At 61.3% G+C, this 24,941-nt stretch carries 24 protein-coding genes; 6 read left to right on the top strand and 18 right to left on the bottom strand.

The genetic code is table 11. The features are described 5' to 3' along the window. Nucleotides 1-2: 2 nt before the first annotated feature. Together crtB and Q0908_RS16180 are read right to left on the bottom strand one after the other, a co-directional pair. Complete coding sequence (gene crtB / locus Q0908_RS16185; protein ID WP_299286847.1) at nucleotides 3-1,037, bottom strand: 15-cis-phytoene synthase; 1,035 nt, start codon at nucleotides 1,035-1,037, stop codon at nucleotides 3-5. After that, the gene (locus Q0908_RS16180; protein ID WP_299286845.1) at nucleotides 1,034-2,560 is read right to left on the bottom strand and encodes a phytoene desaturase; all 1,527 of its coding nucleotides are present in this window, start codon (nucleotides 2,558-2,560) and stop codon (nucleotides 1,034-1,036) included. Before Q0908_RS16180 ends, crtB begins: the two co-directional genes overlap by 4 nt. Before the next feature lie 98 nt (nucleotides 2,561-2,658). Here Q0908_RS16180 and crtA point away from each other — a divergent pair, with 98 nt between their 5' ends. From crtA to Q0908_RS16150, 6 genes are read left to right on the top strand one after another with little or no spacing between them, the layout of a single operon-like run. Beyond that, nucleotides 2,659-3,366: a spheroidene monooxygenase gene (gene crtA / locus Q0908_RS16175; protein ID WP_299286843.1), complete on the top strand. Its 708-nt coding sequence runs from the start codon at nucleotides 2,659-2,661 to the stop codon at nucleotides 3,364-3,366. Then, entirely contained in the window at nucleotides 3,366-4,370 is a 1,005-nt protein-coding gene (gene bchI / locus Q0908_RS16170) for a magnesium chelatase ATPase subunit I (protein ID WP_299287029.1), read from the top strand. The genes crtA and bchI overlap by 1 nt, the downstream gene beginning before the upstream one ends. A 13-nt stretch (nucleotides 4,371-4,383) precedes the next feature. Continuing rightward, on the top strand, nucleotides 4,384-6,033 hold the full coding sequence (locus tag Q0908_RS16165) for a magnesium chelatase subunit D (protein WP_299286841.1): 1,650 nt from the start codon (nucleotides 4,384-4,386) through the stop codon (nucleotides 6,031-6,033). 3 nt (nucleotides 6,034-6,036) lie between these two features. Next, a complete protein-coding gene (bchO, locus tag Q0908_RS16160) occupies nucleotides 6,037-6,921 on the top strand; it encodes an alpha/beta fold hydrolase BchO (RefSeq protein ID WP_299286839.1) in 885 nt (294 codons plus the stop codon). Further along, nucleotides 6,918-7,166, top strand: coding sequence for a hypothetical protein (locus Q0908_RS16155; RefSeq protein WP_299286828.1), 249 nt, complete (start codon nucleotides 6,918-6,920; stop codon nucleotides 7,164-7,166). Before bchO ends, Q0908_RS16155 begins: the two co-directional genes overlap by 4 nt. Nucleotides 7,167-7,170: 4 nt before the next feature. Next, entirely contained in the window at nucleotides 7,171-7,668 is a 498-nt protein-coding gene (locus Q0908_RS16150) for a DinB family protein (RefSeq protein ID WP_299286825.1), read from the top strand. Here the strand turns inward: Q0908_RS16150 and Q0908_RS16145 are convergent. The 16 genes from Q0908_RS16145 to bchF form a co-directional block, all read right to left on the bottom strand. Beyond that, nucleotides 7,665-8,333, bottom strand: a complete 669-nt coding sequence (locus Q0908_RS16145; protein WP_299286822.1) for a transporter substrate-binding domain-containing protein — start codon at nucleotides 8,331-8,333, stop codon at nucleotides 7,665-7,667. The genes Q0908_RS16150 and Q0908_RS16145 overlap by 4 nt on opposite strands. Before the next feature lie 260 nt (nucleotides 8,334-8,593). Next, the gene (locus Q0908_RS16140; RefSeq protein WP_299286819.1) at nucleotides 8,594-9,043 is read right to left on the bottom strand and encodes a c-type cytochrome; all 450 of its coding nucleotides are present in this window, start codon (nucleotides 9,041-9,043) and stop codon (nucleotides 8,594-8,596) included. A gap of 112 nt (nucleotides 9,044-9,155) precedes the next feature. Beyond that, the gene (hemA, locus tag Q0908_RS16135; RefSeq protein WP_299286816.1) at nucleotides 9,156-10,370 is read right to left on the bottom strand and encodes a 5-aminolevulinate synthase; all 1,215 of its coding nucleotides are present in this window, start codon (nucleotides 10,368-10,370) and stop codon (nucleotides 9,156-9,158) included. Next, a complete protein-coding gene (gene puhE, locus Q0908_RS16130; protein WP_299286814.1) occupies nucleotides 10,360-11,169 on the bottom strand; it encodes a putative photosynthetic complex assembly protein PuhE in 810 nt (269 codons plus the stop codon). The genes hemA and puhE overlap by 11 nt, the downstream gene beginning before the upstream one ends. 127 nt (nucleotides 11,170-11,296) lie before the next feature. Further along, on the bottom strand, nucleotides 11,297-12,391 hold the full coding sequence (gene acsF, locus Q0908_RS16125; RefSeq protein ID WP_299286811.1) for a magnesium-protoporphyrin IX monomethyl ester (oxidative) cyclase: 1,095 nt from the start codon (nucleotides 12,389-12,391) through the stop codon (nucleotides 11,297-11,299). Then, on the bottom strand, nucleotides 12,388-12,684 hold the full coding sequence (locus tag Q0908_RS16120) for a hypothetical protein (RefSeq protein WP_299147401.1): 297 nt from the start codon (nucleotides 12,682-12,684) through the stop codon (nucleotides 12,388-12,390). The genes acsF and Q0908_RS16120 overlap by 4 nt, the downstream gene beginning before the upstream one ends. Before the next feature lie 18 nt (nucleotides 12,685-12,702). After that, nucleotides 12,703-13,170 carry a photosynthetic complex assembly protein PuhC gene (gene puhC / locus Q0908_RS16115; protein WP_299286806.1) on the bottom strand — a complete coding sequence of 156 codons (468 nt, stop codon included), beginning with the start codon at nucleotides 13,168-13,170 and terminating at the stop codon, nucleotides 12,703-12,705. 6 nt (nucleotides 13,171-13,176) lie between these two features. After that, nucleotides 13,177-13,809 carry a photosynthetic complex putative assembly protein PuhB gene (gene puhB / locus Q0908_RS16110; RefSeq protein ID WP_299286803.1) on the bottom strand — a complete coding sequence of 211 codons (633 nt, stop codon included), beginning with the start codon at nucleotides 13,807-13,809 and terminating at the stop codon, nucleotides 13,177-13,179. Nucleotides 13,810-13,875: 66 nt separating this feature from the next. Next, nucleotides 13,876-14,646 carry a photosynthetic reaction center subunit H gene (puhA, locus tag Q0908_RS16105; protein WP_299286800.1) on the bottom strand — a complete coding sequence of 257 codons (771 nt, stop codon included), beginning with the start codon at nucleotides 14,644-14,646 and terminating at the stop codon, nucleotides 13,876-13,878. Between the two features lie 24 nt (nucleotides 14,647-14,670). Continuing rightward, nucleotides 14,671-16,095, bottom strand: coding sequence for a PucC family protein (locus Q0908_RS16100; protein WP_299286797.1), 1,425 nt, complete (start codon nucleotides 16,093-16,095; stop codon nucleotides 14,671-14,673). Next, nucleotides 16,092-16,775 (bottom strand): magnesium protoporphyrin IX methyltransferase, encoded by a 684-nt coding sequence (gene bchM / locus Q0908_RS16095; protein ID WP_299286794.1) that lies wholly within the window; start codon nucleotides 16,773-16,775, stop codon nucleotides 16,092-16,094. Before bchM ends, Q0908_RS16100 begins: the two co-directional genes overlap by 4 nt. Further along, nucleotides 16,775-17,674, bottom strand: a complete 900-nt coding sequence (gene bchL / locus Q0908_RS16090) for a ferredoxin:protochlorophyllide reductase (ATP-dependent) iron-sulfur ATP-binding protein (RefSeq protein ID WP_299286791.1) — start codon at nucleotides 17,672-17,674, stop codon at nucleotides 16,775-16,777. The genes bchM and bchL overlap by 1 nt, the downstream gene beginning before the upstream one ends. A 91-nt stretch (nucleotides 17,675-17,765) precedes the next feature. Next, a complete protein-coding gene (locus tag Q0908_RS16085) occupies nucleotides 17,766-21,296 on the bottom strand; it encodes a magnesium chelatase subunit H (RefSeq protein WP_299286788.1) in 3,531 nt (1,176 codons plus the stop codon). A gap of 19 nt (nucleotides 21,297-21,315) precedes the next feature. Continuing rightward, nucleotides 21,316-22,866, bottom strand: a complete 1,551-nt coding sequence (gene bchB, locus Q0908_RS16080) for a ferredoxin:protochlorophyllide reductase (ATP-dependent) subunit B (RefSeq protein ID WP_299286785.1) — start codon at nucleotides 22,864-22,866, stop codon at nucleotides 21,316-21,318. A 40-nt stretch (nucleotides 22,867-22,906) separates the two neighbouring features. Then, on the bottom strand, nucleotides 22,907-24,190 hold the full coding sequence (locus Q0908_RS16075) for a ferredoxin:protochlorophyllide reductase (ATP-dependent) subunit N (protein ID WP_299286781.1): 1,284 nt from the start codon (nucleotides 24,188-24,190) through the stop codon (nucleotides 22,907-22,909). After that, a complete protein-coding gene (bchF, locus tag Q0908_RS16070) occupies nucleotides 24,187-24,675 on the bottom strand; it encodes a 2-vinyl bacteriochlorophyllide hydratase (protein WP_299286778.1) in 489 nt (162 codons plus the stop codon). The genes Q0908_RS16075 and bchF overlap by 4 nt, the downstream gene beginning before the upstream one ends. Between the last annotated feature and the right edge of the window lie 266 nt (nucleotides 24,676-24,941).

Here is a 24,941-nt window from a genome sequence, read left to right as displayed (position 1 = left end):
GGTTACGTCGCCCGGGCGCGCGCGCCGATCAGGGCGGCGCGCTCTGATTTGCGTTTCGCCTCAAGGGCGGCAAGGGCATCAAACAGGCTGTCACTGCGCGGGGTCGTGGCCCCCAGAGCGGTTGCCTCGACCAGAAACTGCACTTCGGGCAGCGGCTTTGCAAACAGCACGGGCGAGCGTGGCACGACCATACTCACCCCGCTCATCAACATGGACTGTGCAAGCCAGCCAACCTTTTGACGCTTGGAGGTGCGGGCGCGCGCGGTGATGCTGTCATAGCCCATCGCGTTCAGCTGACCGCCGATACCGGCATAGATATAGCGCGCCGCATAGATCCCGGGACGACTGGCACGCGGCAACGTCCCAAGGCCCGCCTCGGATCGGTAGTAAAGCCGGTTTGCCTCAACGATCAGCCGCTTGGTCATGGCACGAACCGCTTTGGTCGGGCGCGGATTCGCCAGAAACGCGTCGTGTTGAATGCCCGCCTCATCCAGCCAGTCTGTGGGCAGATATAACCGGCCTTCCAACGCATCTTCGCCAACGTCGCGGGCAATGTTGGTCAATTGCATCGCGACACCCAGATCACAGGCCCGAGCGAGCGCGTCGCGATCACGCACCCCCATTAGCACGCACATCATTGCCCCGACGGCTGACGCCACCCGTGCTGAATAGTCCTTGAGGCCCGATAGCGTCCGGTAGGTGCGGGTCTCTGCATCCCAGGCCAAGCCTTCAAGCAACGCATCAGGCAGGGCGCGGGGCATGTCGAACTGTTCCACCACGGCTGTGAAAGCGCGATCGGGGGCGGCATTCCTGGGCGTCCCTGAATAGACCAAATCCAACCGGTCGCGCAGCCGCAGCACGGCTTCGACCTTTTCCGCCCTCAGATCAACCTCATCATCGGCAAGCCTGCAAAACGCATAAAGCGCGAGGGCCGGGTCGCGCACCTTTTTCGGCAACAGCTTAGAGGCGGCGTGAAAGGACAGCGAGCCATGGCGGATCGCTTCGGTGCAGGCCTGTAGGTCGCGCGGGTCCATCATTTGACTGCATCCGGGACAAGTTGGCTGAGAACGTCGGCGCTGGCGATCACACCCGGTACGCCTGCGCCGGGATGGGTGCCGGCCCCTGTCAGATACAGGCCTTCGACTTCTTCACTGACATTGTGCGGACGGAACCAGGCCGATTGCAAAATACGCGGCTCAATCGAAAATCCGGACCCATGGGGGGACAGATACCGATCGCGAAAGGTCTCTGGTGTGAACACTATTTCGGTCGAGATCTTGTCACTCAGCCCCGGCAACAACTGATCTTCAAGCACCTTGAGCATCTTGGCTTTGTAGGCGTCCGCCTCGACCGACCAATCCACGCCTCCGTGACCCAAATGGGGTACGGGCGAGAGCACATAGAACGTGTCATCCCCCTCCGGCGCGACACTGGGGTCGGTGACGGAGGGGCGATGGACATACAGGCTCATGTCGTCGGCAAGTTTGCCCTTGATAAAGATGTCGTTCAGCAAACCCTTGTAGCGGGGCGCGTTCAGGATCGTGTGGTGGCCCACATCGGACCACTGATCGCGCGTGCCTTTGGTCCCGAAATACCAAACGAAAAGCGACATTGAATACCGGGTCCGTTTGAGACGGGCAGGCGTCCACCGTTTCCGAGGCGCATTGCGCATGAGGTGGTTATAGGTGTGACCGGCATCCGCGTTTGACACGACAACATCCGCGCCCAGCTCAAGTCCAGATTTCAGACGCACGCCGCGTGCGCGCCCGCCATCGACCACGATCTCGTCCACGGCAGTGTCCATCAGCAGGGTGCCGCCTTGGTCCTCGACAATCTCAGCCATCCGCGCCGCCATCCCGGCCAGCCCATCCATCGCATAGTGGACGCCAAATTCCTTCTCGAGATAGCTGACAAGGATATACATGCTGGTCACATGGGTCGGATCGCCCCCGATAAACAGCGGATGAAACGAAAAGGCCATGCGCAGTTTCTCATTGCGAAACCGCTTTGCCGCATGGGCATAAACAGAGCGGTCCGCGCGCAGCAGCCCGAACGTGGGCAAGACCTGCACCAGATCCCACAGCTTGTGCATGGATCGACGGCCCAGATCTTCGAACCCGAACCAATACCGCTTCGCCGAGTCCCGTAGGAATTTGTCGAACCCGGCAACATCGCGCGGCTCGATCTTGGCGACTTCGGCGCGCATCGCATCGGTGTCTTGCTGTGCGGTAAAGGTCGTGCCATCCGGCCAGCGAATTTCGTAGAATGGGGTCAGTGCGCGCAGATCCACATCATCTTCAAACCGACGCCCGCAAGCGGCCCACAGCTCGCGATAGAGTTGGGGCACAGTGACAATCGTCGGGCCCAAATCAAAGCGGTGCCCATCCTGCCAAATCGCAGAGCCGCGCCCACCCGGCACATCCAACTTGTCGATCACAGTGACCTTGTATCCTTTGGCCCCCAACCGCATGGCAGACGCAAGCCCACCCAGACCTGCCCCAATCACGATAGCGCGGTTTCCGGTGCGGGTATCCGATTCTATGGGATCAAAACGTGTCATCTCTCTGGAACAATAGATGTGTCTAGTTTAGTTGACAATTTGTTTTGTCGCCGTAGGCTTAATGAGGTGCCAGTGGGCACATCACCAGTGCAAAAGACATGAGCCAGACAACCACAATTTCCTTCTTCCGTTTCGACCGGTGGCGCGACCGGGCGTGGGCACTGGCCATGATGGGCGGGGCGCGTCTGGCCATGGCGCGGGTGCCCGACCTCGGGTTCTGGAAACTGTGCGGATCTGGTACTGGCGAAGGGTTCACACCAGTGCCAAACACAGGCGTTTACGTGATCCTGTGCACATGGCCCGATGAGGATACAGCGCACGCGAGGCTTGCAGATATCCCGATCTTCAACCGCTACAGGGCACGCGCGAGCGAGGACTGGACCGTGTTCCTGTCCCCTACGTCTGCTCGTGGCGCATGGAGCGGACAGACGCCATTTTCCCCTGTATCAGAGCCTAATCCCGGCCCCATCGCAGCCCTCACGCGGGCCACGATCAAACCCAGCATTCTCGCGAAATTCTGGGGTCGCGTGCCCGATATCTCAGCCATGATCGGGTCCGACCAGAACGTCGTGTTCAAGATCGGGATTGGCGAAGTGCCGATGCTGCATCAAGTCACATTCTCGATCTGGCCCGGCACGACCGAAATGGCGCAATTTGCCCGCCACAACGGGCCACATGCCGCAGCCATTCAGGCGGTGCGAGACGGCGCGTGGTTTCGCGAAGAACTCTATGCCCGCTTTGCCATTCTTGGCGACACGGGCACGTGGGGCGGCACCAGCCCGCTCAGACAATTGGACGATACATGATCAAGACCCCCTTTCCGTTTTCTGCAATCGTCGGCCAATCCGATATGAAGCGCGCGATGATCCTGACGGCGATTGATCCCGGCATCGGCGGTGTTCTGGTGTTCGGGGATCGTGGTACCGGCAAGTCGACTGCGGTGCGGGCCTTGGCCGCGCTGTTGCCGCCAATCACCGCCGTTGTGGGCTGTCCGATCAATGCGGGAAATCACGGTGATTGCCCTGATTGGGCCAACATAGAGACGAAAAAGACCCGCAAAATTCCGACCCCGGTGATCGACCTGCCCTTGGGTGCAACCGAAGACCGTGTGGTGGGCGCACTTGATATCGAACGCGCCCTGACGCGCGGCGAGAAGGCGTTTGAGGCCGGATTGCTGGCACGCGCCAACCGTGGCTACCTTTATATCGACGAGGTCAATCTGCTTGAGGACCACATCGTCGACTTGCTGCTGGATGTGGCCCAATCCGGCGAAAACGTGGTCGAACGTGAGGGGCTCAGCATCCGTCACCCTGCCCGCTTTGTCCTCGTCGGCTCCGGCAATCCGGAGGAAGGAGAGTTGCGCCCACAGCTGCTTGATCGCTTTGGTTTGTCCGTCGAAGTGCGCAGCCCAAACGACGTGGCCCAACGGATAGAAGTCATCAAGAGACGCGACAGATTTGAGTCCGATTTCGACGCGTTCATGGCGCAGTACCAAAAGGAAGACGCCAAGATCCGGCGCAGGATCGTGACGGCCCGCAAGCTGTTGCCACAGATCGAAACGCCGGACACGATCCTGCAGGACTGCGCCGAGTTGTGTATCGCCCTCGGGTCTGATGGTCTGCGCGGCGAGTTGACCCTGTTGCGGTCGGCGCGCGCGCTGGCCGCTTTTGACAAGGCCAGGACACTGACACGCGATCATTTGCGCGCGGTCGCCCCTATCGCCCTTTCCCACCGTCTGCGCCGCGACCCGCTGGATGAGGCTGGCAGCACGACGCGCGTTGCCCGCACGGTCGAGGCGGTGCTGGCATGACCTCTCGCCCGGCATGAGCGACGAGAGCTGGCATAACGCATCGCTTGGGTTGCGCTTGCTGGCCCTGGATCCACACGGCCTTGGCGGAGCCGTCATTCGTATGCGCGCCAGTCCGGGTCGCGATGCCCTTCTGGCCGAATTCGAGGGCCCGTTGACGATCCGCAAATTGCCGGTCACCATATCCGATGATCAGTTGTTTGGCGGCATCGACCTCAGCGCCACGCTCGCATCAGCCCAGATGACTACCAGCGCCGGATTTTTCGAACGTCCGTGCATTGCCCTCATCCCGATGGCGGAACGGTGCCCTGCCGCCTTGGCCGCCAAGCTGGCCAGCCTATTGGATCAGTCTCTGACAAAAGGTATTTTGGCGCTGGACGAAGGTATCGAAGCGGATGAGCGCACGCCGGACGCGTTGGCAGATCGCCTTGCATTCCACATCGCCCCTGAAGGGCGCAAACCTGAGCCATCCGGCACGCCACCACCGTCTGAAGCTGATCAAGCAACCCTCGACACCGAAGATGCCCTGACCCAATTGACCCTTCTTGCGGCACGGTTTGGTATTGCGTCCTTACGCGCGCCGACGCTGGCATTGAGGGCCGCGCGTGCGCATGCGCGCCTTCATGGCCGGACCACGTTGACCGAAGGGGACGTGGCCGTGGCCGCGCGCCTTGTCTATCCAAGCCGGGCAACCCATGTGCCTGAAATCGAGGACACCGCGGATCCCCCGCCGCCTCCACCACCCGACACCGATGAGGGGCAAGGTAACAGTGCGGATGACGACACACTGTCGCTTCCAGACACTGACATGCTGATCGAAGCGGTCAAAGCGATGTTGCCGCCCGACCTGTTGAACGGGTTAGTGCCGGGCGGCACGACGCGGGTGTCAGGCGGCACGGGGGCGGGTCAAAAACGAACCTCGAACCGGCGTGGGCGGCCGATGCCGTCGCGCCCCGGTCGCCTTGATGGCACCGCGCGCATCGATTTGATTGCAACCCTACGCGCCGCTGCCCCATGGCAACCCATACGCCACCAACAGCAGCCCGAGCGGTCCGGCCTGCTGATCCGCCCGGCGGACATTCGGCTGAAACGCTATGCCGAGCAATCCGACAGGCTGCTGATCTTTTGTGTCGATGCATCCGGCTCTGCCGCAGTGTCCCGCTTGGGCGAGGCTAAAGGGGCGATCGAATTGCTGCTGGCCGACGCCTATGCCAGCCGCGACCACGTCGCGTTGGTGTCGTTCCGTGGCACTGAAGCAGAGGTCTTGCTGCCGCCCACCCGATCTTTGGTGCAGACCAAACGGCGGCTATCAGCCTTGCCCGGCGGGGGTGGAACGCCGCTGGCCTCGGGGCTGCAAACCGCTTTGCTCCTGGCCGAACAATCGCGCTCGAAGGGGCTGACGCCGACGGTGATCCTGATCACGGATGGGCGCGCCAATATCGCGTTGGACGGAGCCGCAGATCGGATCCAGGCCGCGCGGGATGCCACGAACATGGCTGCAGCAATGCGCGCTCGGGGTATCGCTGCATTGGTCATCGACATGTCCAATCGGCCCCAACCGACGTTGCAGGCTTTGGGCCAGACACTGAACGCGCCCTATGTGGCGATGCCGCGTGCAGACGCACATCGACTGACAGGTGCGGTCACTGCTGCGCTGGATGGCTGAGGGATGGACTGGGCCGACATATCATCCTGGCCAAACGCCGACCTGTCACGACGCGTTCAAGGGCCCATCCACCGCTGGCACATCCAAGAGGCGGGCAAGGGTGAGACGATGTTGCTGTTGCACGGTGCCGGGGGATCGACGCACAGCTATCGCCGATTGATCGCACCGTTGAGCGAACACCAACACGTCATCGCGCTGGATCTGCCGGGTCATGGGTTCACGCAACTCGGTGCGCGGCACCGCTCGACGCTGGACGGCATGGCACAGGCGATCGCCGCACTGTGCGCGCAAGAGGGATGGACGCCCCGCACCATTGTCGGTCACTCAGCCGGTGCGGCGGTCGCGTTGCGGCTTGTTCAGCCCGATCTGACGCCCTCGGACCACGTCCCGATGGTCATCGGATTGAACGCAGCTTTAGGCGAATTCCCAGGGCTGGCAGGCGTCGTTTTTCCCATCATAGCCAAGGCGCTGGCCGCTGTTCCCTTCACCGCCAGCCTATTTTCGGGCGCATCCGGCAATCCCAAGCGGATCGAGGCATTGATCCGTTCGACAGGCTCCACATTGGATGCCGAAGGGTTGGAGTTGTACCGCAGGCTGGTTGCGGATCGCGCCCACGTCGACGGAACACTGCTGATGATGGCGCAGTGGAAACTGCCCCCCCTGCTGCGCGCCTTGCCCGATCACAAGGGGCCGGTGCGGTTTATTGTCGGCGAACAGGATGCGACTGTGCCGCCGACGGTCTCTTTGACGACAGCAAAATCCATGCCCGACGCGCGCGTCACCAACTTGCCCGATCTGGGGCATTTGGCGCATGAGGAGGACCCTGCCACTGTGGCAGATTTGATCCTTGGGTTTGTGGACGCAGCACAAGGCGCGACGCCGACATGACCCTTTTGGAATGTGCAGAACAGACCCGAGCCGTGCCCTTTGCACTGTTTGTCGCAGGGGCATTTGTTCTGGGGCTTTGGATCAAGAGCCGATACAGGCTAACACTGGTTCAAACGATACGGGTGTTTGCGGGGCGTACCCAATCCGGCGTGGTCTTGCCAGCCAAAGCGATCCTCGCGGCAGTGCTTGGGGTGATCGCCTTCGGTCTGATCTGGGGTGCTTTGGTATTGGCTTGCAAAGGATAAAGCTATGCACATGCTGGCGCATCTACGGCTGATGGCGCGCTATAATGCGTGGCAGAACACCTCGTTGATTGCGGCTGCGGATGGGCTGAGTGATGAGGCACGTCATGCGAACCGGGGGGCGTTCTTTGGCTCAATCGCGGCCACGTTCAATCACCTTTTGCTGGACGATGCCCTTTGGTTGGCGCGGTTTGAAGGCGATGCCAGGCCCGAGGCGTGGGTTAAGGGTTCGCTGGACGACCCAGCCGAATGGGCGGTCTTCAAAGCGGCCCGTGCTGATCTGGATAACAGACTTATTGCATGGGCCGATCGCCTCGGACCGGAGGATCTGGAAGGCAACGTCGCGTGGTATCCCGGTGGCGGCGACGTGCGTGTCGAAAAACCGCGTACGGTGTGTTTGGCACATGTGTTCAACCACCAAACCCACCACCGCGGGCAAATTCATGCAATGCTTACCGCAGCGGGTGCTGTACCGGACGCAACCGACCTGCCGATGATGGTCTAGCGATACTTGAGCAAGATCGCTGTCAGACTTCCGTCTTGCTCCATACTTTGCAGAGCAAGGCGATAGTCGCGCGCCGTATCCGATGGCAAGTCCAGACCGCCAACCACGTAAATCGCGTATTCATGGATGCTCGCCCCGGTGTGCAATTTTTCGGCGAAACCGAGCCCATCCCATACGTCCTGCGCCAGATCTGCGGGCAACAACCACGCCCCAATGCGCCGCGCCTGTAGCATCTGTGCGCTCGCTTCCGGGCCCGGGAGCCGTACAATATTGTCAAAGCCCTGGCTCGTCAGGAAGACATCCGTTGCGGCCCCCGCCTCGACACCGATCATGGGTAGTTCCCGCGCCTGATCCAAGGAATTCAACGGTTTGTCCAAAGTCAGGAATTGCAGCCGCGTCGAATCGATCCTGGCCACCCAGGTAAAATCAGGCTCGCGCGCTTCGTTGCGAAACAGCGACGGCATCAGCGCCTCACCTTGCTTGACCAAATGCATCGCACGTTGGAACGGCAGGAATTCGATCGTGATCTCGCGCCCTGCGCGGTGCGCGGCCTCGCGTATGATTTCAATGGCTGACCCGGGCTTGTCGTGAGAGGCATTGATCATCAACGGCGGATAAAAGGCGGCGACGATGCGATCCGGCTCGGCCACGGCTTTCTGCGCCATTCCGACACAAATGGCACAGACCAATACGGCCTGCAGCCCCACGGCTGAAAGGAAGCGGGACGCACCTGATCTTTGCATTGCCAAACAATTGTCTCCGTCCGTGCGTGGGCCCAATCTTGTCGGGCACCGTGGCAGCCAATAGATAACAATCCGTTTACATAAGATCGCCATCCGCAGACGAGAATAAAAAAATGGCCATCGGACTGATCCGACGGCCACCTCATCTAATTTTTGGAATGGGCGTGATGCCCCGCAATGCCTTACTCAGCTTCGGGCGCAGGCGAAATCGACGCCAGATAGGCGTAGATGTTGATCGCGTCTTCTTCTTTGCGGACCTTGTAGGTCATCTTGCTGCGACCATCATCACCCGTTGCTTCACGCAGATAGCCGGTTGGGTCCTGTACATAGGCGACAAAGACCTCTTCGTTGACCACGATATCTTCCATGCCGGCGGCCAGCTGGTTGATGTCGGAATAGCGGAAGTCTTCGACCATCCCGAACTGGTTGCCGATGATGCCGTAAAGGTTGGGGCCGGTCTTGGCCTTGCGCCCTGCCAGCGTCTCACCTTCATCGTTGACGACAACGTGGCAGGAAATGCACTGGCGGAAGGCTGCTTCGCCAGCTTCGGCATCACCGGATGCGGCATGCCCATCGGCAAAGGCGGGGGCTGCGAGCGTGGTCGCAGCGACAACGGCTAGGGTGCGGAACATATGTCTCTCCTTGCAAAGTCCTTGGGTAAGAACGTAGCGGGTTGGTGTTCAAGTCAACAGTAACTTTGAATTGATCACCGGATGGGCGGGAAATGTGACCTCTGTTTCCCCTTCAGGCGACAGCATGGCTGATAGCGCACTGTTTCCACAGGTCTTTCAGCGCAAAGACCAGATGTTCGATATCATCGATGGAGTGCAGTGGGCCGGGCGTAAAGCGCAGCCGCTCCGTCCCCTTGGGCACAGTCGGGTAGTTGATCGGTTGGACGTAAATTCCATAGCGCTGCATCAGGTAATCCGACAGCATCCGGCACTTGACCGGGTCCTTGATCATCACCGGAATGATGTGGCTGGGGTTTTCCAGATGCGGGATACCTTCCTGATCCAGACGCTTGCGCAGATAGGCGACGCGTTCGCGTTGCAGGATGCGTTCCTGGTCAGACTGCTTGAGGTGGCGGATCGACGTCTGCGCCGCTGCCGCCACAGCCGGGGGGAGCGCCGTGGTGAAGATAAACCCGCTTGAGAACGAGCGGATGAAATCGCACATCGCCTCTGACCCGGTGATATACCCGCCGACCACGCCATAGGCCTTGCCAAGCGTACCTTCGATCAGGGTGATCCGGTCGGCCAGCCCTTCGCGTTCGGAGATACCGCCACCGCGCGGGCCATAGAGGCCAACGGCGTGGACCTCATCGAGATAGGTCATCGCGCCGTGCTTTTCCGCGACCTCGACGATTTCCTGCATTGGACAGATGTCGCCGTCCATCGAGTATACCGACTCAAAGGCGACGATCTTAGGCGCGTTGGCAGGCAGAGCCGCCAGCTTGCGGTCCAGATCCTCGGGGTCGTTGTGTTTCCAGATCACCTTGGAGGCCCGTGAGTGGCGAATACCTTCGATCATGGAAGCATGGTTCAACTCGTCCGAAAGGATGACCGCATCGGGCAGGCGCGCTCCAAGCGTGCCAAGCGCCGCCCAATTCGACACATAACCGGAGGTGAACAGCAGCGCGCTTTCCTTACCATGCAGGTCCGCCAGTTCGGCCTCGAGCAGCTTGTGGGCGTGGTTCGTGCCTGAAATGTTCCGCGTCCCGCCCGCACCAGCACCATAGGCGTCCACGGCATCTTTCATCGCCTTGGTCACACTCTCGTGCTGGCCCATGCCGAGATAGTCGTTCGAGCACCACACCGTTACCTCGTCCGGGGCATCCTCGTCATGGCATTTGGCCTTGGGAAAGGCACCGGACTGGCGTTCCAGTTCGGCAAAGATGCGATAATTTCCCTCGTCCTTCAGCGCGTCGATCTGGCTTTGGAACAATACATCAAAGTCCATGATGTCCCCCTTGTTGGTGCTGTTTTTCGGTTGGTTTCTGGGCTGGCAGCATCCACCGCCAAAGCCGTTCGTCAGGGATCGGCAGGACCATCACCCAGTGTTCGAGGGCCGCAAGGACCGTGAGCGCCGTCAGCAGCGCAAAGCCGGTGACATGGCCGGTCGTTTCGGCCGCATAAAGCCGCTCGAGCCAGCAGGCGGCGGCAAAGGTCAGCGCGCTGACCGAGATCGGGAACAGCCAGTTCATGCCGCGCGTGCGGAAATGGCTGGGCAGATGCGCAAGCGCGGCGGGCAGGAAATCGACGTTGATGTGGGGCACGCCAAGGAACAGGTTCAGCTTGGCCGAGATGCGCGCAAAGAACAGCACCGCAAAGGTGTAGAACGCGAAGGGGTTCGGGGCCTGCCACAGCATCAGCGCCAAGACGGCGACGGTCACGGCCAACAGCATCTCGTGATAGGCGACGGTGCCCCAGGCGCGGATGAACCGTTCCCATTCGGGGGTGTGGGGCGGCAACGCACCCGTGTTTGGGCCGGTGATGATACCGGTCAGGAAGGCCAGTTCGATCCAGCCCCACAGCGCCAGCGCCGACAAAAACGCGACATAGATGCCAAAGATGTCCGTCTGCCCCATGGACCAATAGGCACCATATGCGCCAAGGGCCATCAAAGGCAGCGTGATCCATGTGGTCGTCTGGCGCGCCGTGGGTCCTGCGCGATCAGCGTATTTCACGGCCATCAGGATTGTGCCGGTGGAGAACCACCAGACAAACAATGCAATCAGGGCCGCGATCCAGGGGCTCATACTGCGCCCCTGTCTTCAGGCTTTTCCGGCGCAGGCCACGTGGCCATGTGTGCGCATGGACCTGCGCTGCACCCAAAGGGCACAACGCCGCGATCCGCGCCGGAAAAGAGGTATGTGGCGGGCTGTTTCAATACACAGGTTCCAACCGCACCGAGGCAGGCGCCTGATGCTTTTTCACCGGGATCGTGAACAGCGCCACAAAGGCCATACCGGCGCGCACCTGTGCGCCGATCTTTTTCAGACCGGTCGCCCCAGCCATATCCACATTGGCCTTCTGCAAACGCTCGAGGTTGCGCTGCCAGCGTGGGTGTTCGATGTCGAGCGTGATCGGAAAGATCTGCTCGGTCATCTTGGAGGTCTTGGTGAACACCTCGTGCGCATACCAATCAGGGTCCACACCAAGCGCCTTGTGAAAGGCCGGGCGCTGGTGGTCGCGCACATACATCGTCCCGTAGACCGCCGTCAGGAAGAACTTGATCCAGAACACGTTGAACCCGCGCGTCAGCTTGGGGTCGGTCTTCATCAGCAGGGCAAAGGCTTCGCCATGGCGGAATTCGTCGCCGCACCATTCCTCGAACCACTTGAAGATCGGGTGGAACCGATGCTGAGGGTTCGCCTCGAGGTGGCGGAAGATCGTGATGTAGCGCGCATAGCCAATCTTTTCGCTGAGGTAGGTGGCGTAATAGATGAACTTGGGGCGGAAATAGGTGTACTTCTTCTTCTGCGTCAGAAAGCCGAGGTTCACGGCCACACCCGCCTCACGCAGGGCATCGTTGATAAAGCCCGCATGGCGCGCTTCGTCCCGTGCCATCAACTGAAACAGTTGGGTGATGTCGGAATTCGACCCGCGCCGCTTCATCTCTTTATACAGCACACAGCCCGAGAACTCGGCCGTGCAGGACGAAATCAGGAAGTCGAGGAATTCCTTTTTCAGCTCCGGCTCCATCCCGTCCCAATCGACATGATCCCAGTCTTCGTTCTTCTTGAAGTGACCCTTGTTGGGGTCAGCGACCATGTCGGCGATCAGATCGTCCCATTCGGCGCGCACGGGGGTCACGTCGATGCGGTCCATCTCGTCGAAATCGGTGGTGTAAAAGCGCGGCGTCAGCAGCGTGTTCTGCATCGCCAGTTCAGTGGCGGCATCGCTGTCGGCGACCGATTGGGCCTGTTGAAGGGCGAGCGATTCCTCTGCGTCGGTGATGTCGGATGTATGCTTGTTCACAGCGTCACCTCCTCGGAGAAGGAGAATTCGCACAGCTCCATGACCTCGAAATCGCCCGTCAGGCGGGTCCAGAGTTGTTCGAGTTTCGAGGCGCGGATGATGGTCGCTTCGCGGTCCTCGGATACGATCTCACCGAAAGGGGCCATGATTTCAGGCCCGTGCACCTGAACCTCGTCGCCGGGATGTATGACGGCCCCGTTGTTGAACCGCACATGCGCGTGCAGGCTTTCGAATTTGTGAGAGATTTCTACCGTGCAGGGCGCACGTTCAAATTCCTTTGTTAGTAGTCCCATGGTGGCTTCCTCCATTGACTAGGGTTGATCCAGCAACCTGGCGAAGGTGCGGAGATTGTCGGCGCCAAAGCCCATCAGTTCGGCGCTCCAGTTGGTTTCGGGGTCGTAGATGGACAGGCGATTGCCGGCCCGAAGGCGCAGCAGGATGGGGGCATTGGCAGCGCCCCCGGTCTTTTGTCGTTCGCGGATGATGACACGTTCGATGCCGGCGACAAAGCCGCCCTTGTCGGCCGGAAAATCCGCCAGCAGCGCGCCATCGGCATCCAGTACACGAGCCGCTCCGCTGGCCTCGCCCGACAGGTAAATCGCGCGTTCGGTCAGGATGGGGCCTTGGGCTGGCTGGCTTTCGAGCGGGCGATTGGTCAGCGTCGCGATCGTGACCATCGACAGGATTATCAGCAGCAGCGCCATGACCGCGCGCACAAGGACGCGGGGTACCAGTTCTTCTTCCTTGGCGTGGATGCGGGCGGTGTGGGTGTCAGACATCTGCGCTTACTCCGCCGCCACTGCGCTGATCGGAGTAGTGCGCGTCACTTGGGGAACGCTGACCTTTGCCTCGGCGGCATTTGCCAGAATGGTTGCCACCTTTCGGGCGTCAGGGATGCAGCGCAGCGCAGGCTCCGGGTCCGAAAACCGCCAGGGGCGCGCGTGGGGCCAGATCACGAGATAGCTGAGTTTCGTCTTGCCGGTGGTTTCCAGAACGATGGTGCCCGTCCCGCTTTTGCGCAGATCGAGCCCGGCATTGCCGAGCTGGCGGTAGGGCAGGTTCAGCGTCAGCGTCAGCGCCGCCCCAATCCGCATCGCAACGCGGGCATTCGTGATGGTGTAGACCGTCGCACGCGCTTGAATAAGCGCGATCAGATACAACAACCCAACCACGACCGCGCCGAGCAGAACCATGGGCACCGTCGCCCCAAGCGCCTGCCCGAGAGGCATCAGATCGCTCACAGTGATGAACCGCCACACGGTCAAAAGGCCAAAATACCCGATGACCCAATTCACATTCAGCGCCTCGCGCGCCAGCGCGGGGACGGAGGGGCTGCCTTGCCACAGGATTTCCTCGCCCTCCGGTGGGCGTTCCGGCAGCCCTTTGATCGGTTCGACTGCAAAGTCATCGTGAGACATGGCGCGCATCCTTGTCATGGTTGCATGGTGTGGGATGGGCGTCGCCGCCCACCCCGATGATAGGTATCAGAGCTTGGGTTCCTGACGGGCGCTGTCGGCATAAAGCACGCCGCCGCCGTAGTAGCCGCTGATCTTGTCTTCTTCGAGCATGGTGACCTGCGTGGCACTCGCATGCTGCGGCACGGTGCCGAAATGCTTGCCGTAAAGCGTGCGGACATTGACCCGATCCGATTTGATCCGGGCCAGCGTCAGCGGCACCAGACGGTTGCCCGTGCCCCATTTCGGATCCAGCGTGTATTCGAGATAGCGGACAAGCTGTTCGGGTTCATCGATCCACATATCGGTCACACGGCCCACAACCTCGCCATCACCCGACACGACGGGCAGGCCACGCGGGTCACGGCCCGATGCGACGCTGAAAGACTCGTTGGCGGCCATCGGGATGATCTTGGGGTGCCCATGCCCATCGAGTTCCGGCACATCACGGCGCGGTGCCCATGACGCGGGCCCCACCCCGTCGATCATCGGATCGCCGGTCGGTTCCAGCGGATAGCCATTGCCCGGCCCGCTGCGCTTGAGCGGCAGGTTCTCACGCTCGGGCGTCTGGCCGGAGGGGAAGCTGACCGACCCGCGCCCGTGGGGCAGATCAAATGTCTTGTCCTCAGGCAGCGGGAACAGGCTGGGGTTCGACGACTTGTTGCCCTCGTCATCCTCGAGCGGATAGCCCTCGCGCATGTTTTCACGCTGGATGTAGATGATCAGCGCCGCAAAGAAGATATAGAAAAGCCAGAGCGAGAGCGACGCAAGGTCGAATTCGCCAAAGAATGTGCCAGTCATGTTAAATTCCTTTCCTGGACAAGATCATGTGGGAAAATCCGCGAGGCCAAGGCCCTGCGGGTTCTCCGCTTGGGTGAGGGGACCCGAAGTGCGCACAAGCGGTCCCAGGATGACGAGAGTGACGAAGAGCAAGCCGATCTCCGCATGGTAAACGAAAGAATAGCCGGTGGCGGGCGTGTTAAGCGCCTCGCCCCAGGTGCCGGATGTGGCCATGGCACCGATCCAGTCGCGCAATGTGCCACCCAAAGCGATGGCAAGCCCGGCGGCAGTTGCCTGCGCCGCGCCCCACGCCCCAAGTGCCAGACCGCGCCCGGCAGTACCGCGCGACGGCATGGTCATGGCTGCCGTAAGTGTCGAGACAGCGAACAGTCCACTACCGAAGCCAATCAGAGTTGCGCCTGCATAAAACAGCACGTTGGCCTGCATGGGCGCGGCAAAGATCACGAGGCTGAACGCCCAGATGCCCGCCAGAATGCCACCCCCCGCAAGCCGATAGGCGTTTGACCCCTTGGCCAGCCGCTGCCCCGCCCAGGCAAACCCGGCCAAAGCCCCCGCCGCCCAAAGGGCTGTCAGCAGCGTCGTTGCCGACACGGACAGGCCGAGAATTTCACCACCATAGGGCTCCAGCAGCACATCCTGCATGTTGAACGCCATGGTCCCTACGAACACGCACGCGAGAAGACGCCCCGCCTGCCCCCCTTGCGCATAGTCATTCCACGCATCGCGGAACAGGGGTCGGGGTGCCGCGCGTTCTTCGCGGGTCGAAGGCCGGATGGATTCCTGTTTCCAAAGCGCAATCAGGTTCAGCGCAATACCGGCGACCGCGGCCCCCTGCACCACCCGGATCAGGCGCAAATCGCTGTAGTTGCTGAGCAGGCCACCGATGATCAGCGCCGAAATGCCCATGCCGACAAGGAACATCACATAGAGCAGGGCGACGACACGCGGCCGCGTCTCATCCGTGGCGCGGTCACTGGCCAGCGCCAGCCCTGCCGTCTGCGTCATGTGCAGCCCAAGCCCGGTCATCAGAAAAGCGAGCGCGGCGAGGATTTCACCTGCGAATGGCACCTCGTGATAGACATCACCGCCGAGAACCAGCAGGGCAAAGGGCATCACCGCCAGCCCGCCAAACTGCCACAAAGAGCCGAACCAGATGTAAGGCACCCGCTTCCACCCGATGGCCGAGATGTGCGTGTCGGACCGAAAGCCCAGCAGCGCCCGGAATGGTGCAATCAGCACCGGCAGCGCGATCATGAAAGCCACGATCATCGCCGGCAGTGACAACTCCACAATCATCACCCGGTTGAGCGTGCCGAGCAGCATGACCGATGCCATGCCCACCGATACCTGAAACAGCGACAGACGCAGGAGTTGCCCAAGCGGCAGACTGTCCGACGCCGCATCGGCAAAGGGCAGAACCCGCGTGGTAAGGCTGCGCAGTCCGCTCACGCCCGCACCTCCATCGCTTCGGAGATATAAAAGCCGGATGTCACCCGATCGACTGGGCGCAAGGTAGCGCGCACGCCTGCGGCCTTGGCGGCCCTCGCCAGCGTCGGATGCGCGTGCGGTATCATCACCGGCGAACGGTCCGAGCGCGGGAACGCCTTACCCGCATACCACATCACCATTAGCGCAGGTGTGCGCGGCGCAACTGTGAACACCATGGGGCCACTGGTGCGTTTTTCCAAGGCGGCCAGATGCATGCCGATATCTTCGGCAGTGTAATAAATCAGACTGTCCATCGCGATGATCGCGTCGAAATGGCCCAGTTCGGGGTCGAACATATCGCCCGCCCGGAAATCCACCTGACGCTTGAGGGCTTTGGGCAAGCGCGTGCGCGCGATGTCGATCAGTTGGGGCGAGATATCGACGGCAACCACCTGCGCCCCGCGCTCCGCCAACTCTATGGTCGCCGGGCCCGCGCCACAGCCCGCATCCAGAACCCGCGCCCCGCGCAAGTCTTCAGGCAGACGCGACAGCATCAAGGCCCGCATCCGATCCCGACCCGCCCGCACGGTCTCGCGAATCCGTGACACCGGCGCGTCCGAGGTCAAACGCTCCCATGTCTTGGTCGCGGTGCGGTCGAAGTAGTCTTCGACCCGCGCACGGGTTTGGTCATAGGCCGGCATCAATCAAATCCAAGCAACTCAAAGATATCTCGATCTTCCATCGGGGCGGGGGCCATGCCCTCAGTCCCATCGTACAAAAGCTGGGCTAGGCGCATGTATTCGGCGCGGCAGCGCACGATGTCTTCCTCGTCGTCCATCTCGAACAGGGTCTTTTTCTTGAGCCGTGAGCGGCGAATCGCATCGACGTCGGGCATATGCGCGATGCGGTTGAAACCGACCGTGTCGCAATAACGATCCACCTCGTTCGTCTCTTTGGAGCGGTTGGCCACGCAGCCCGCCAGACGCACCTTGTAGTTTTTCGACTTGGCCTGCACCGCAGCGATGATCCGGTTCATCGCATAGATGCTGTCAAAATCGTTGGCCGTCACGATCAGCGCGCGGTCCGCATGCTGGAGAGGCGCGGCAAAACCACCGCAGACCACATCACCCAAAACGTCAAAAATCACCACATCCGTCTCTTCGAGCAGATGGTGTTGTTTCAGCAACTTCACGGTCTGGCCAACCACATAACCACCACAGCCCGTGCCCGCGGGCGGACCCCCGGCCTCCACACATTTCACACCGTTGAACCCTTCGGACACGAAATCCTCGGGCCGCAACTCTTCAGGATGGAAATCGACCTCCTTCAGGATGTCGATGACAGTGGGCTGCAACATGCCTGTTAGGGTAAACGTGCTGTCATGCTTGGGATCGCACCCGATCTGCAACACGCGCTTGCCCAACATGGAAAAGGCCGCAGACAGGTTCGACGACGTGGTCGATTTGCCGATCCCGCCCTTGCCATAGACGGAAAAGACCTTGGCCCCTTCGATCTTGGCACTTTCGTCCAGATGGACCTGCACCGATCCTTCGCCGTCCTGGCCGCGCAGGACGGGGGGAGTTCTGTCGAGTGGGCTCATGCGAGCCTCCTTTCATGGGGCAGAAAGTGCCCTTCATTGTTCTCAAAATATGCCCGCCGGAGGCTCCGACGTATGATCTGGATCAAGAGGGTCATTCGGCTGCGATCCCTTCCAGTTTGTCCTCAAGCGCATCGGCGGCATCCTGCAACGCCGCCAGCGTTGCGGCGTCAGGTGCCCAATAGTTGCGGTCCGACGCCTCGATCAGGCGGTTCGCCATCCGGCTCGACGCGGTGGGGTTCAGCTCAGCGATGCGCTGGCGCATCTCGTCATCCAGCACAAAGGTTTCCGAAATGCGCTGGTAGACCCATTCATCCACCTGGCCCGTCGTGGCCGACCAACCGACCGTGTTGGTCACATGCGCCTCGATCTGGCGCACCCCTTCGGGGCCGTGTTTCAGCAGCCCTTCGAAGAATTTCGGGTTCAGCGCCCGGCTGCGGGTTTCAAGCGCGACCTGATCCTTGAGGGTGCGCACTTTGGCCGTCCCGCGTGTCTGATCGCCGATATAGACCGCCGCCTCGGACCCGCGCGCGCGTTTCACCGCCCGGGCAATCCCGCCGAGCGTGTCAAAGTAGTGATCGACCGAGGTGACGCCCAACTCGACCGACTCGAGATTCTGATAGGCCAGTTCGACATCCGCCAGCGCCTGTTGCAGCAGCTTGGGATTGGCGGCCGACTTGCCGTCCACGCCATAGGCAAAGCTCTTGCGGTTCTCGTAGGCATCCGCCAACTCGTCCTCGTCCCCGAAGGCCGAGCTGTCGACCAATTGGTTCACGTTCGACCCATAGGCCCCTTCGGCATTGGAAAAGACCCGCAAGGCCGCTGTTTCGAGATCAACGCTTTGGGTTTCCGCATAGGCGAGCGCATGAGCCCGGACAAAGTTCTGATCCAGCGGCTCATCCGCCTGAGCACACTTCAACGCCGCCTCGGCCAACATACGCGATTGCAACGGCAGGAGGTCGCGGAAGATGCCTGACAAGGTCATAATCACATCGATACGCGGACGGCCGAGTTCTTCGAGTGGGATCAGATCCGCCCCGGCAAGCCGCCCGAAACTGTCGAACCGCGGCGTGCAGCCCATCAGCGCCAGCGCCTGCGCGATCGGGCCACCGTCTGATTTGATATTGTCAGACCCCCACAGCACCAGCGCGACCGAGCGAGGCAGGGTCGGGTGCGTCTCAAGCAGCAACTCGGCCTGTTTCGCGCCGTCGCGGCAAGCATAAGCGGTCGGCATGCGGAACGGATCGAAGGCGTGGATGTTGCGCCCCGTCGGCAGAATGTCGGGCGAGCGGATCAGATCGCCCCCCGCAACGGGCCGGGTAAACCGCGCATCAAGAGCGTTCATGATCGCGCCCAGTTCCGTCTCGTCCTGTAGCAGCGCGTCCATCCGCGCCCGCGCATCCGCATCGGCATGAGGCATGATGTCGAGGTATTCCGCGCGCGCCGCATCGCTCAGGCGCTGACCGACCACGTGCAGCCCATCGGGGATCAGCGCGTCTTCGGTCTCGAGCAATTTGAGCCACAGCGTGTCCGGTGCCGCACCACCCATATCCACCGCATCCGCCTGTTCGGCGATCAGTGTCTCGATATCGCCGCGAGCCGGATCATCCGCATGCATCTCGCGCCAGCGACACAGCGAATCCTTGAGGTCGGCCATGCCCTTGTAAAGCCCCGATGTCGCCAAGGGCGGTGTAAGATGGCTGATGGTCACAGCGCCCGACCGCCGCTTGGCAAGCGACGCCTCGGACGGGTTGTTGGCGGCATAAAGATAGATATTCGGCATCTCGCCGATCAGCCGGTCCGGCCAGTCGCGCGCGCCCATACCCACCTGTTTGCCCGGCATGAATTCCAGCGCACCGTGCATTCCGAAATGCAGGATCGCATCAGCGGCGTAGGTGTCGCGCAGCCACTGGTAGAACGCAACGAAAGCATGGGTTGGCGCGAACCCCCTCTCGAACAACAGGCGCATCGGATCGCCTTCGTAGCCGAATGCGGGCTGCACCCCGACAAACACATTGCCAAGTTCAGCCCCCAGCACGAACACACCGCGCCCATCGGATTGCACCCGACCCGGCGCAGGCCCCCAAACAGCCTCCACTTCGGCCAGATGGCGCGAGGTGCGCACGATGGTGTCGGCATCTACGTGGGCGGCCACGTTGGCCTGCTGGCCGTATTGGGCCGCATTGCCTTCGATCACCTGAGCACGCAGGGCGTCCACGCTCTCGGGCACATCGACGGTATAGCCACGGGCGCGCATCTCACGCAGCGTGTTGAACAGGCTTTCAAACACGGAAAGATAGGCCGCCGTTCCGACCGCCCCTGCATTAGGGGGGAAGCCGAACAGGACGACAGCGACTTTCTTGTCCGCGTTCTTCGCGCGACGCAACTGACCAAGGCGGCGCGCCTTTTCCACCAGCGAGTCGATCCGCTCGAAACAGGGCACCATCGCTTTGGGCTCAGACCCGGTCTGACATTTGTGCGCGCACCCGGTACACCCCTCAGGTCCAAGCCGCCCACCGAACACAGTCGGGCAGGTCGCCCCGTCAAGTTCGGGCAAGGCCACCAGCATCGTTGTCTCAATCGGGCCAAGGCCGCCCGAGCTGTTGGCCCATTGACCCAAAGTCTGGAACTCGAGCGAATGCGCGGCGATGTAGGGCACATCGAGTTCGCTCAGCAGCGCGACGGCGGCGTCATTGTCATTGTAGGCCGGGCCACCCACCAGCGAAAATCCGGTGAGCGAAACGAGGGCATCGACCTTGCCCATGAAATAGGTCTCGACCGCAGGGCGGGCATCGAGGCCACCGGCAAAGGCGGGCAGAACACGCACACCGCGCGCCTCGAAGGCGCGGATCACGCCGTCGTAATGGCCGGTATCTCCGCTCAATACATAAGAGCGCAACATGACAAGCCCGACGGTCAGGGTCGCACCCTTGGGGCCGGGCACATCCGCAGGATCGACCGTAATGCGCGCGGCCAGATCAGGATGGTAAAGGCCCGTATCAGGGTACTCGACCGGGGCCGCCGCTTCGGGCGCATCGGCCCAGGCCGTGTCGGTCGCATAGCGGTTCAGCAGGAACTGGACCATCGCGCGGATATTGTCATCAGACCCGCCCAGCCAGTATTGCATCACTAGGAACCAGGCGCGCAGATCCTGCGCTTTGCCCGGCAGGAACTTCAGTATCTTGGGCAGGCGACGCAACATCGCCATCTTCTTGGCACCGCTTTCGGTCGAGGGCTTGGAGGAGCCACGCAGCCGCTTCATCAACTTGCCCATGGTGCTGGGTGGGGCCATCATGTCGAGCGTCCCCATGCGGGTCAGCTTGACGACCTCCGCATCGGCCACCACGCCCACCATTGCATCACACTGATCGCGCCGCGCCCGGAGTGCAGGCAGGATGCGGGCAACGTGCTCTTCCAGGAACAGCAGGTTCGCAATGATGATGTCACCATGGCGCACCGCATCCTCGGCTGCCTCGAACGACCCGGGGGTTTCGCCCCACTCGGCGGCCGCATGGATCTGCAAATCAAGGCCGGGGTAGTCGGCGGCCAATGCCTCCATCGCGCGGCAGGCGGGGCCAGCGGCATGGCTGTCCAGTGTGATGATGACCACACGGTAGCCGGGCATGCGCCCTGTTATGCCAGTCTCATCGCGCAAAATGGGCCTTCGCTTCGTAAAGGGTATCGACAGAAATCTCGCCCATACCACGCTCGGCGGCAAAACTCTCGGTGTTGCGGCGCGCCTTGCCACGGACAAAAAACGGGATCTTCTTCAATTCGCGCTCGGCTGCATCCAGCCAAATGACATCGCCACTCTCTGTCTTCTTTTGACCAGAAGTACCGCGGGGGGTTTGGGGGGCTGGCCCCCCCTCTGCGCTCGCCGCAGGCGCAGACCCGCCATGATGGGAGGCTCCCGCCGCATCGTGGAACTCGAAATCGTCGCGGAACATATGCAAGAGATGCTCTTCCAACCCCATGACCAGCGGATGAACCCATGTATCGAACAATACGTTCGCGCCCTCGACGCCCATTTGTGGCGAATAGCGGGCGGGGAAATCCTGCACATGAACAGGGGCCGAAATCACAGCGCAAGGAATGCCGAGGCGCTTGCCGATATGGCGCTCCATCTGGGTGCCAAGGATCATTTCGGGTTGCAACGCCTCGATCACGTGCTCGACCTCGAGGTAGTCGTCGGTGATTGTGGCGGTGATGCCGAAATCCTTCGCCATAGCGCGCACTGGGCGGGCCAGTTCGCGGTTGTAGCACCCCATACCAACGACTTCGAACCCCATCTCGTCACGGGCGACGCGGGCAGCGGCCATCACATGGGTGCCGTCCCCGAAGATGAAGACGCGCTTGCCGGTCAGATAGGTGGAGTCGACGGATTTCGAATACCAGGGTAGGCGCAAACGGGATGTGTCGATATAAGCGTCGCGCCCCGTGATCTCCGCCACTTCGGCGACAAAATCCCGCGTCGCACCAACGCCAATCGGAACAATTTTGGTATAGGGCTGATCCATCTCGCGCTCGAGCCAGCGTGCAGCACTTTCGCCCGTTTCGGGATACATCAACACATTGAAATGGGCGGCCCCCATACGGGCAATGTCTTGCGGAGACGACGTCATGGGAGCCACCACATTGACGCTGATACCCATGTCCGACAGCAGCGCGGTAACCTCTTGAATGTCGTCGCGGTGACGAAAGCCAAGCGCGGTCGGACCGATCAGATTGGCCGAGATCTGCTTGGTCCGCTCCATTGGTTTGGCCAGCGTCTTGACGATCTGAAAGAACGTCTCGTCCGCGCCGAAGTTTTCCTTGCGCTGATAGCTGGGCAGTTCCAGCGGGATCACCGGCACGGGCAGGCCCATGGTTTCGGCCATGCCACCGGGGTCGTCCTGGATCAACTCGGCCGTGCAGGACGCACCGACGATGATTGCCTCGGGTTTGAACCGGTCATAGGCGTCCTGGGCGGCGGACTTGAACAGGTTGGCGGTGTCGGCACCAAGGTCTCGCGCCTGAAAGGTGGTGTAGGTGACCGGCGGGCGGTGATCGCGCCGTTCGATCATCGTGAACAACAGGTCCGCATAGGTGTCGCCCTGCGGGGCGTGCAGCACATAGTGCAATCCGGTCATGCCTGTCGCGACGCGCATCGCGCCGACATGGGGCGGGCCTTCATATGTCCAGACCGTCAGCTTCATCGGGGCCCGTCCATCTGCATATTTTTGGAACAATGAAAGGTCATGTCGCGTCCACCTTCAGCAGGCCCGCGCGGCGCATGGGGCGCGAGAACAGTCCCGCCAGATCGCCCGCCTGTTCGTAGAAATGGACGGGTGTGAACACGAGTTCGATGGCCCATTTGGTGGCCAGCCCTTCGGCTTCGAGTGGATTGGCGAGGCCGAGCCCACAGACCGTCAGGTCGGCGCGGGCGTCGCGGGCGCGGTCGAGTTGAAGGTCGACATCCTGCCCTTCCGAGATCGTTGGACCACTTGCCAGCATATCGAGGTCAGGGCCGACGATACCTTTGTGAATGAATGGCGCGCTGACTTCGATCGCGTCCATCCCGCATTCGCGGGTCAGAAAGCGGGCCAGTGGGATTTCAAGCTGGCTGTCGGGAAAGAAAAAGACCGATTTGCCGCGCAGGTTTTCGGAGGCTTGCGAGATGGCCTTGCGCGCCCGGGCACGCGGCGCGGCGGTGACCTGTCCGAACAGGTCAGGTGCCACGCCGAATTCAGCTGCGATGGCGGCAAGCCACTGCGTTGTGCCCTCTTCACCGAAAGGAAACGGCGCGGGGAGATGCCGGGCCCCACGGCGCGTCAGCGCATCATGCGTATCGCCAAGGAATGGTTGAGTCAGGGCATAAACGGTGCCCGCGCCGACCCCCAGATCATCTGTCGCGCGCGGCGCGGGCAGGACCTTAATGGGCCCGATGCCCATTGCCTCAAGCAGTCCGATGGCCTGTTCCTCCACCACGTCAGGCAAGGCCCCAACCAATAGCAGCTGGCGTTGGTCGTCTTTGGGCAGAACCGGTACCATGGAGGCAAGGCAGGCGTCTTCGCCTTGGGTGAAAGTGGTCTCGATACCCGAGCCAGAGAAGTTCAGCACGCGTACATGAGGCGCATGCGTCTGGCTCATCCGTTCGGCGGCTTTGGCCAGATCCAGCTTGATCACTTCAGACGGGCAAGAGCCGACAAGGAACAGCTGTTTGATGTCCGGGCGGCGTGCCAGCAACTCGTTCACTACCTTGTCGAGTTCATCCTGCGCGTCAGCAAGACCGGCAAGGTCGGTTTCCTCAAGGATCGCCGTACCAAAGCGGGGTTCGGCAAAAATCATCACGCCAGCGGCGGATTGCAGCAAATGGGCGCAAGTCCGCGACCCGACCACCAAAAAGAACGCGTCCTGCATCTTGCGATGCAGCCAGATGATTCCCGTCAGACCGCAAAACACTTCACGTTGACCGCGCTGCTTGAGAATCGGCGTGTCACGGCATCCGCCGGAGGGAGGGAGGCGGGGAAGCTCGGTCATGCCGGGGCCTGCGCATAGGTGGCGGCCTGCAAGCGGGCAGCGCGCAATTTGAGGATGAACTGCACCGCATTGATGAGGTAAGCGCCGTAGGCGGCGAGCGCCAGGATCATCAGTGAAACGGGGGCCAATGCGCCGGTGAAAAGCGCCCAGAGGTAGGCAGTATGCAGCCCGATCACGAGGAAGGAAAACACGTCCTCCCAAAAGAATGCAGGTGCCAGAAGGTATTGACCAAAAACGACTTTTTCCCAGATCGCGCCCGTCACCATGATCAGATAGAGCACACCCGTCTTGATCACGATGGACCAGGTTGCGATGACATATCCGTCGCCTGTCGCAAGGTAGCGCAGCACCAGCACCAAAGAGACGAGGAACACAACAAACTGAACCGGCGCGAGAACGCCCTGAACCGGGGTCCAGATGGTCGCATCGCGCCGCGCGCGCTCCTCAGCCGTGTAGAGGCCCACGGGCACCGTGCGCTGTGACATCCCGGTGGTCATTTTGATGGAACTCTCCCCTTAGCTTACAATTCAGGGTATCGGTGCGAAGGGAAAAGTGTCAATTAAAAGTTACAGTTCAGATGTCAGTCAAAGCCGGTGCAATTTCTGGCAAATATACGCGAGCGGCCTTCATAGTACCTGCTTTTTATAGGCTTTTGGCAGAACGACTCATTGCGCTTGCCGTCAACTTACTGGATGAATGTCAAACACAGTTGACAATCAAGCCGTTGAGGCAGACAATTTTTGACGTATCC

The sequence above is a fragment of the uncultured Tateyamaria sp. genome, assembly GCF_947494755.1.
In the GTDB taxonomy this organism is placed as follows: domain Bacteria; phylum Pseudomonadota; class Alphaproteobacteria; order Rhodobacterales; family Rhodobacteraceae; genus Tateyamaria.
This window is presented reverse-complemented; position numbering and strand designations above follow the sequence as displayed.

Coding starts and splice junctions, on each gene's coding strand:
- crtB (WP_299286847.1), bottom strand. CDS start 1,037: ATGATGGACCCGCGCGACCTACAGGCCTGCACCGAAGCGATCCGCCAT.
- puhB (WP_299286803.1), bottom strand. CDS start 13,809: ATGTCTCACGATGACTTTGCAGTCGAACCGATCAAAGGGCTGCCGGAA.
- bchO (WP_299286839.1), top strand. CDS start 6,037: ATGGACTGGGCCGACATATCATCCTGGCCAAACGCCGACCTGTCACGA.
- crtA (WP_299286843.1), top strand. CDS start 2,659: ATGAGCCAGACAACCACAATTTCCTTCTTCCGTTTCGACCGGTGGCGC.
- Q0908_RS16150 (WP_299286825.1), top strand. CDS start 7,171: ATGCACATGCTGGCGCATCTACGGCTGATGGCGCGCTATAATGCGTGG.
- Q0908_RS16075 (WP_299286781.1), bottom strand. CDS start 24,190: ATGACCGAGCTTCCCCGCCTCCCTCCCTCCGGCGGATGCCGTGACACG.
- bchB (WP_299286785.1), bottom strand. CDS start 22,866: ATGAAGCTGACGGTCTGGACATATGAAGGCCCGCCCCATGTCGGCGCG.
- puhA (WP_299286800.1), bottom strand. CDS start 14,646: ATGACTGGCACATTCTTTGGCGAATTCGACCTTGCGTCGCTCTCGCTC.
- Q0908_RS16085 (WP_299286788.1), bottom strand. CDS start 21,296: ATGCCCGGCTACCGTGTGGTCATCATCACACTGGACAGCCATGCCGCT.
- bchM (WP_299286794.1), bottom strand. CDS start 16,775: ATGCCGGCCTATGACCAAACCCGTGCGCGGGTCGAAGACTACTTCGAC.
- Q0908_RS16155 (WP_299286828.1), top strand. CDS start 6,918: ATGACCCTTTTGGAATGTGCAGAACAGACCCGAGCCGTGCCCTTTGCA.
- bchF (WP_299286778.1), bottom strand. CDS start 24,675: ATGTCACAGCGCACGGTGCCCGTGGGCCTCTACACGGCTGAGGAGCGC.
- Q0908_RS16165 (WP_299286841.1), top strand. CDS start 4,384: ATGAGCGACGAGAGCTGGCATAACGCATCGCTTGGGTTGCGCTTGCTG.
- hemA (WP_299286816.1), bottom strand. CDS start 10,370: ATGGACTTTGATGTATTGTTCCAAAGCCAGATCGACGCGCTGAAGGAC.
- puhE (WP_299286814.1), bottom strand. CDS start 11,169: ATGAGCCCCTGGATCGCGGCCCTGATTGCATTGTTTGTCTGGTGGTTC.
- Q0908_RS16140 (WP_299286819.1), bottom strand. CDS start 9,043: ATGTTCCGCACCCTAGCCGTTGTCGCTGCGACCACGCTCGCAGCCCCC.
- Q0908_RS16180 (WP_299286845.1), bottom strand. CDS start 2,560: ATGACACGTTTTGATCCCATAGAATCGGATACCCGCACCGGAAACCGC.
- Q0908_RS16145 (WP_299286822.1), bottom strand. CDS start 8,333: ATGGCGCAGAAAGCCGTGGCCGAGCCGGATCGCATCGTCGCCGCCTTT.
- puhC (WP_299286806.1), bottom strand. CDS start 13,170: ATGTCTGACACCCACACCGCCCGCATCCACGCCAAGGAAGAAGAACTG.
- bchL (WP_299286791.1), bottom strand. CDS start 17,674: ATGAGCCCACTCGACAGAACTCCCCCCGTCCTGCGCGGCCAGGACGGC.
- Q0908_RS16120 (WP_299147401.1), bottom strand. CDS start 12,684: ATGGGACTACTAACAAAGGAATTTGAACGTGCGCCCTGCACGGTAGAA.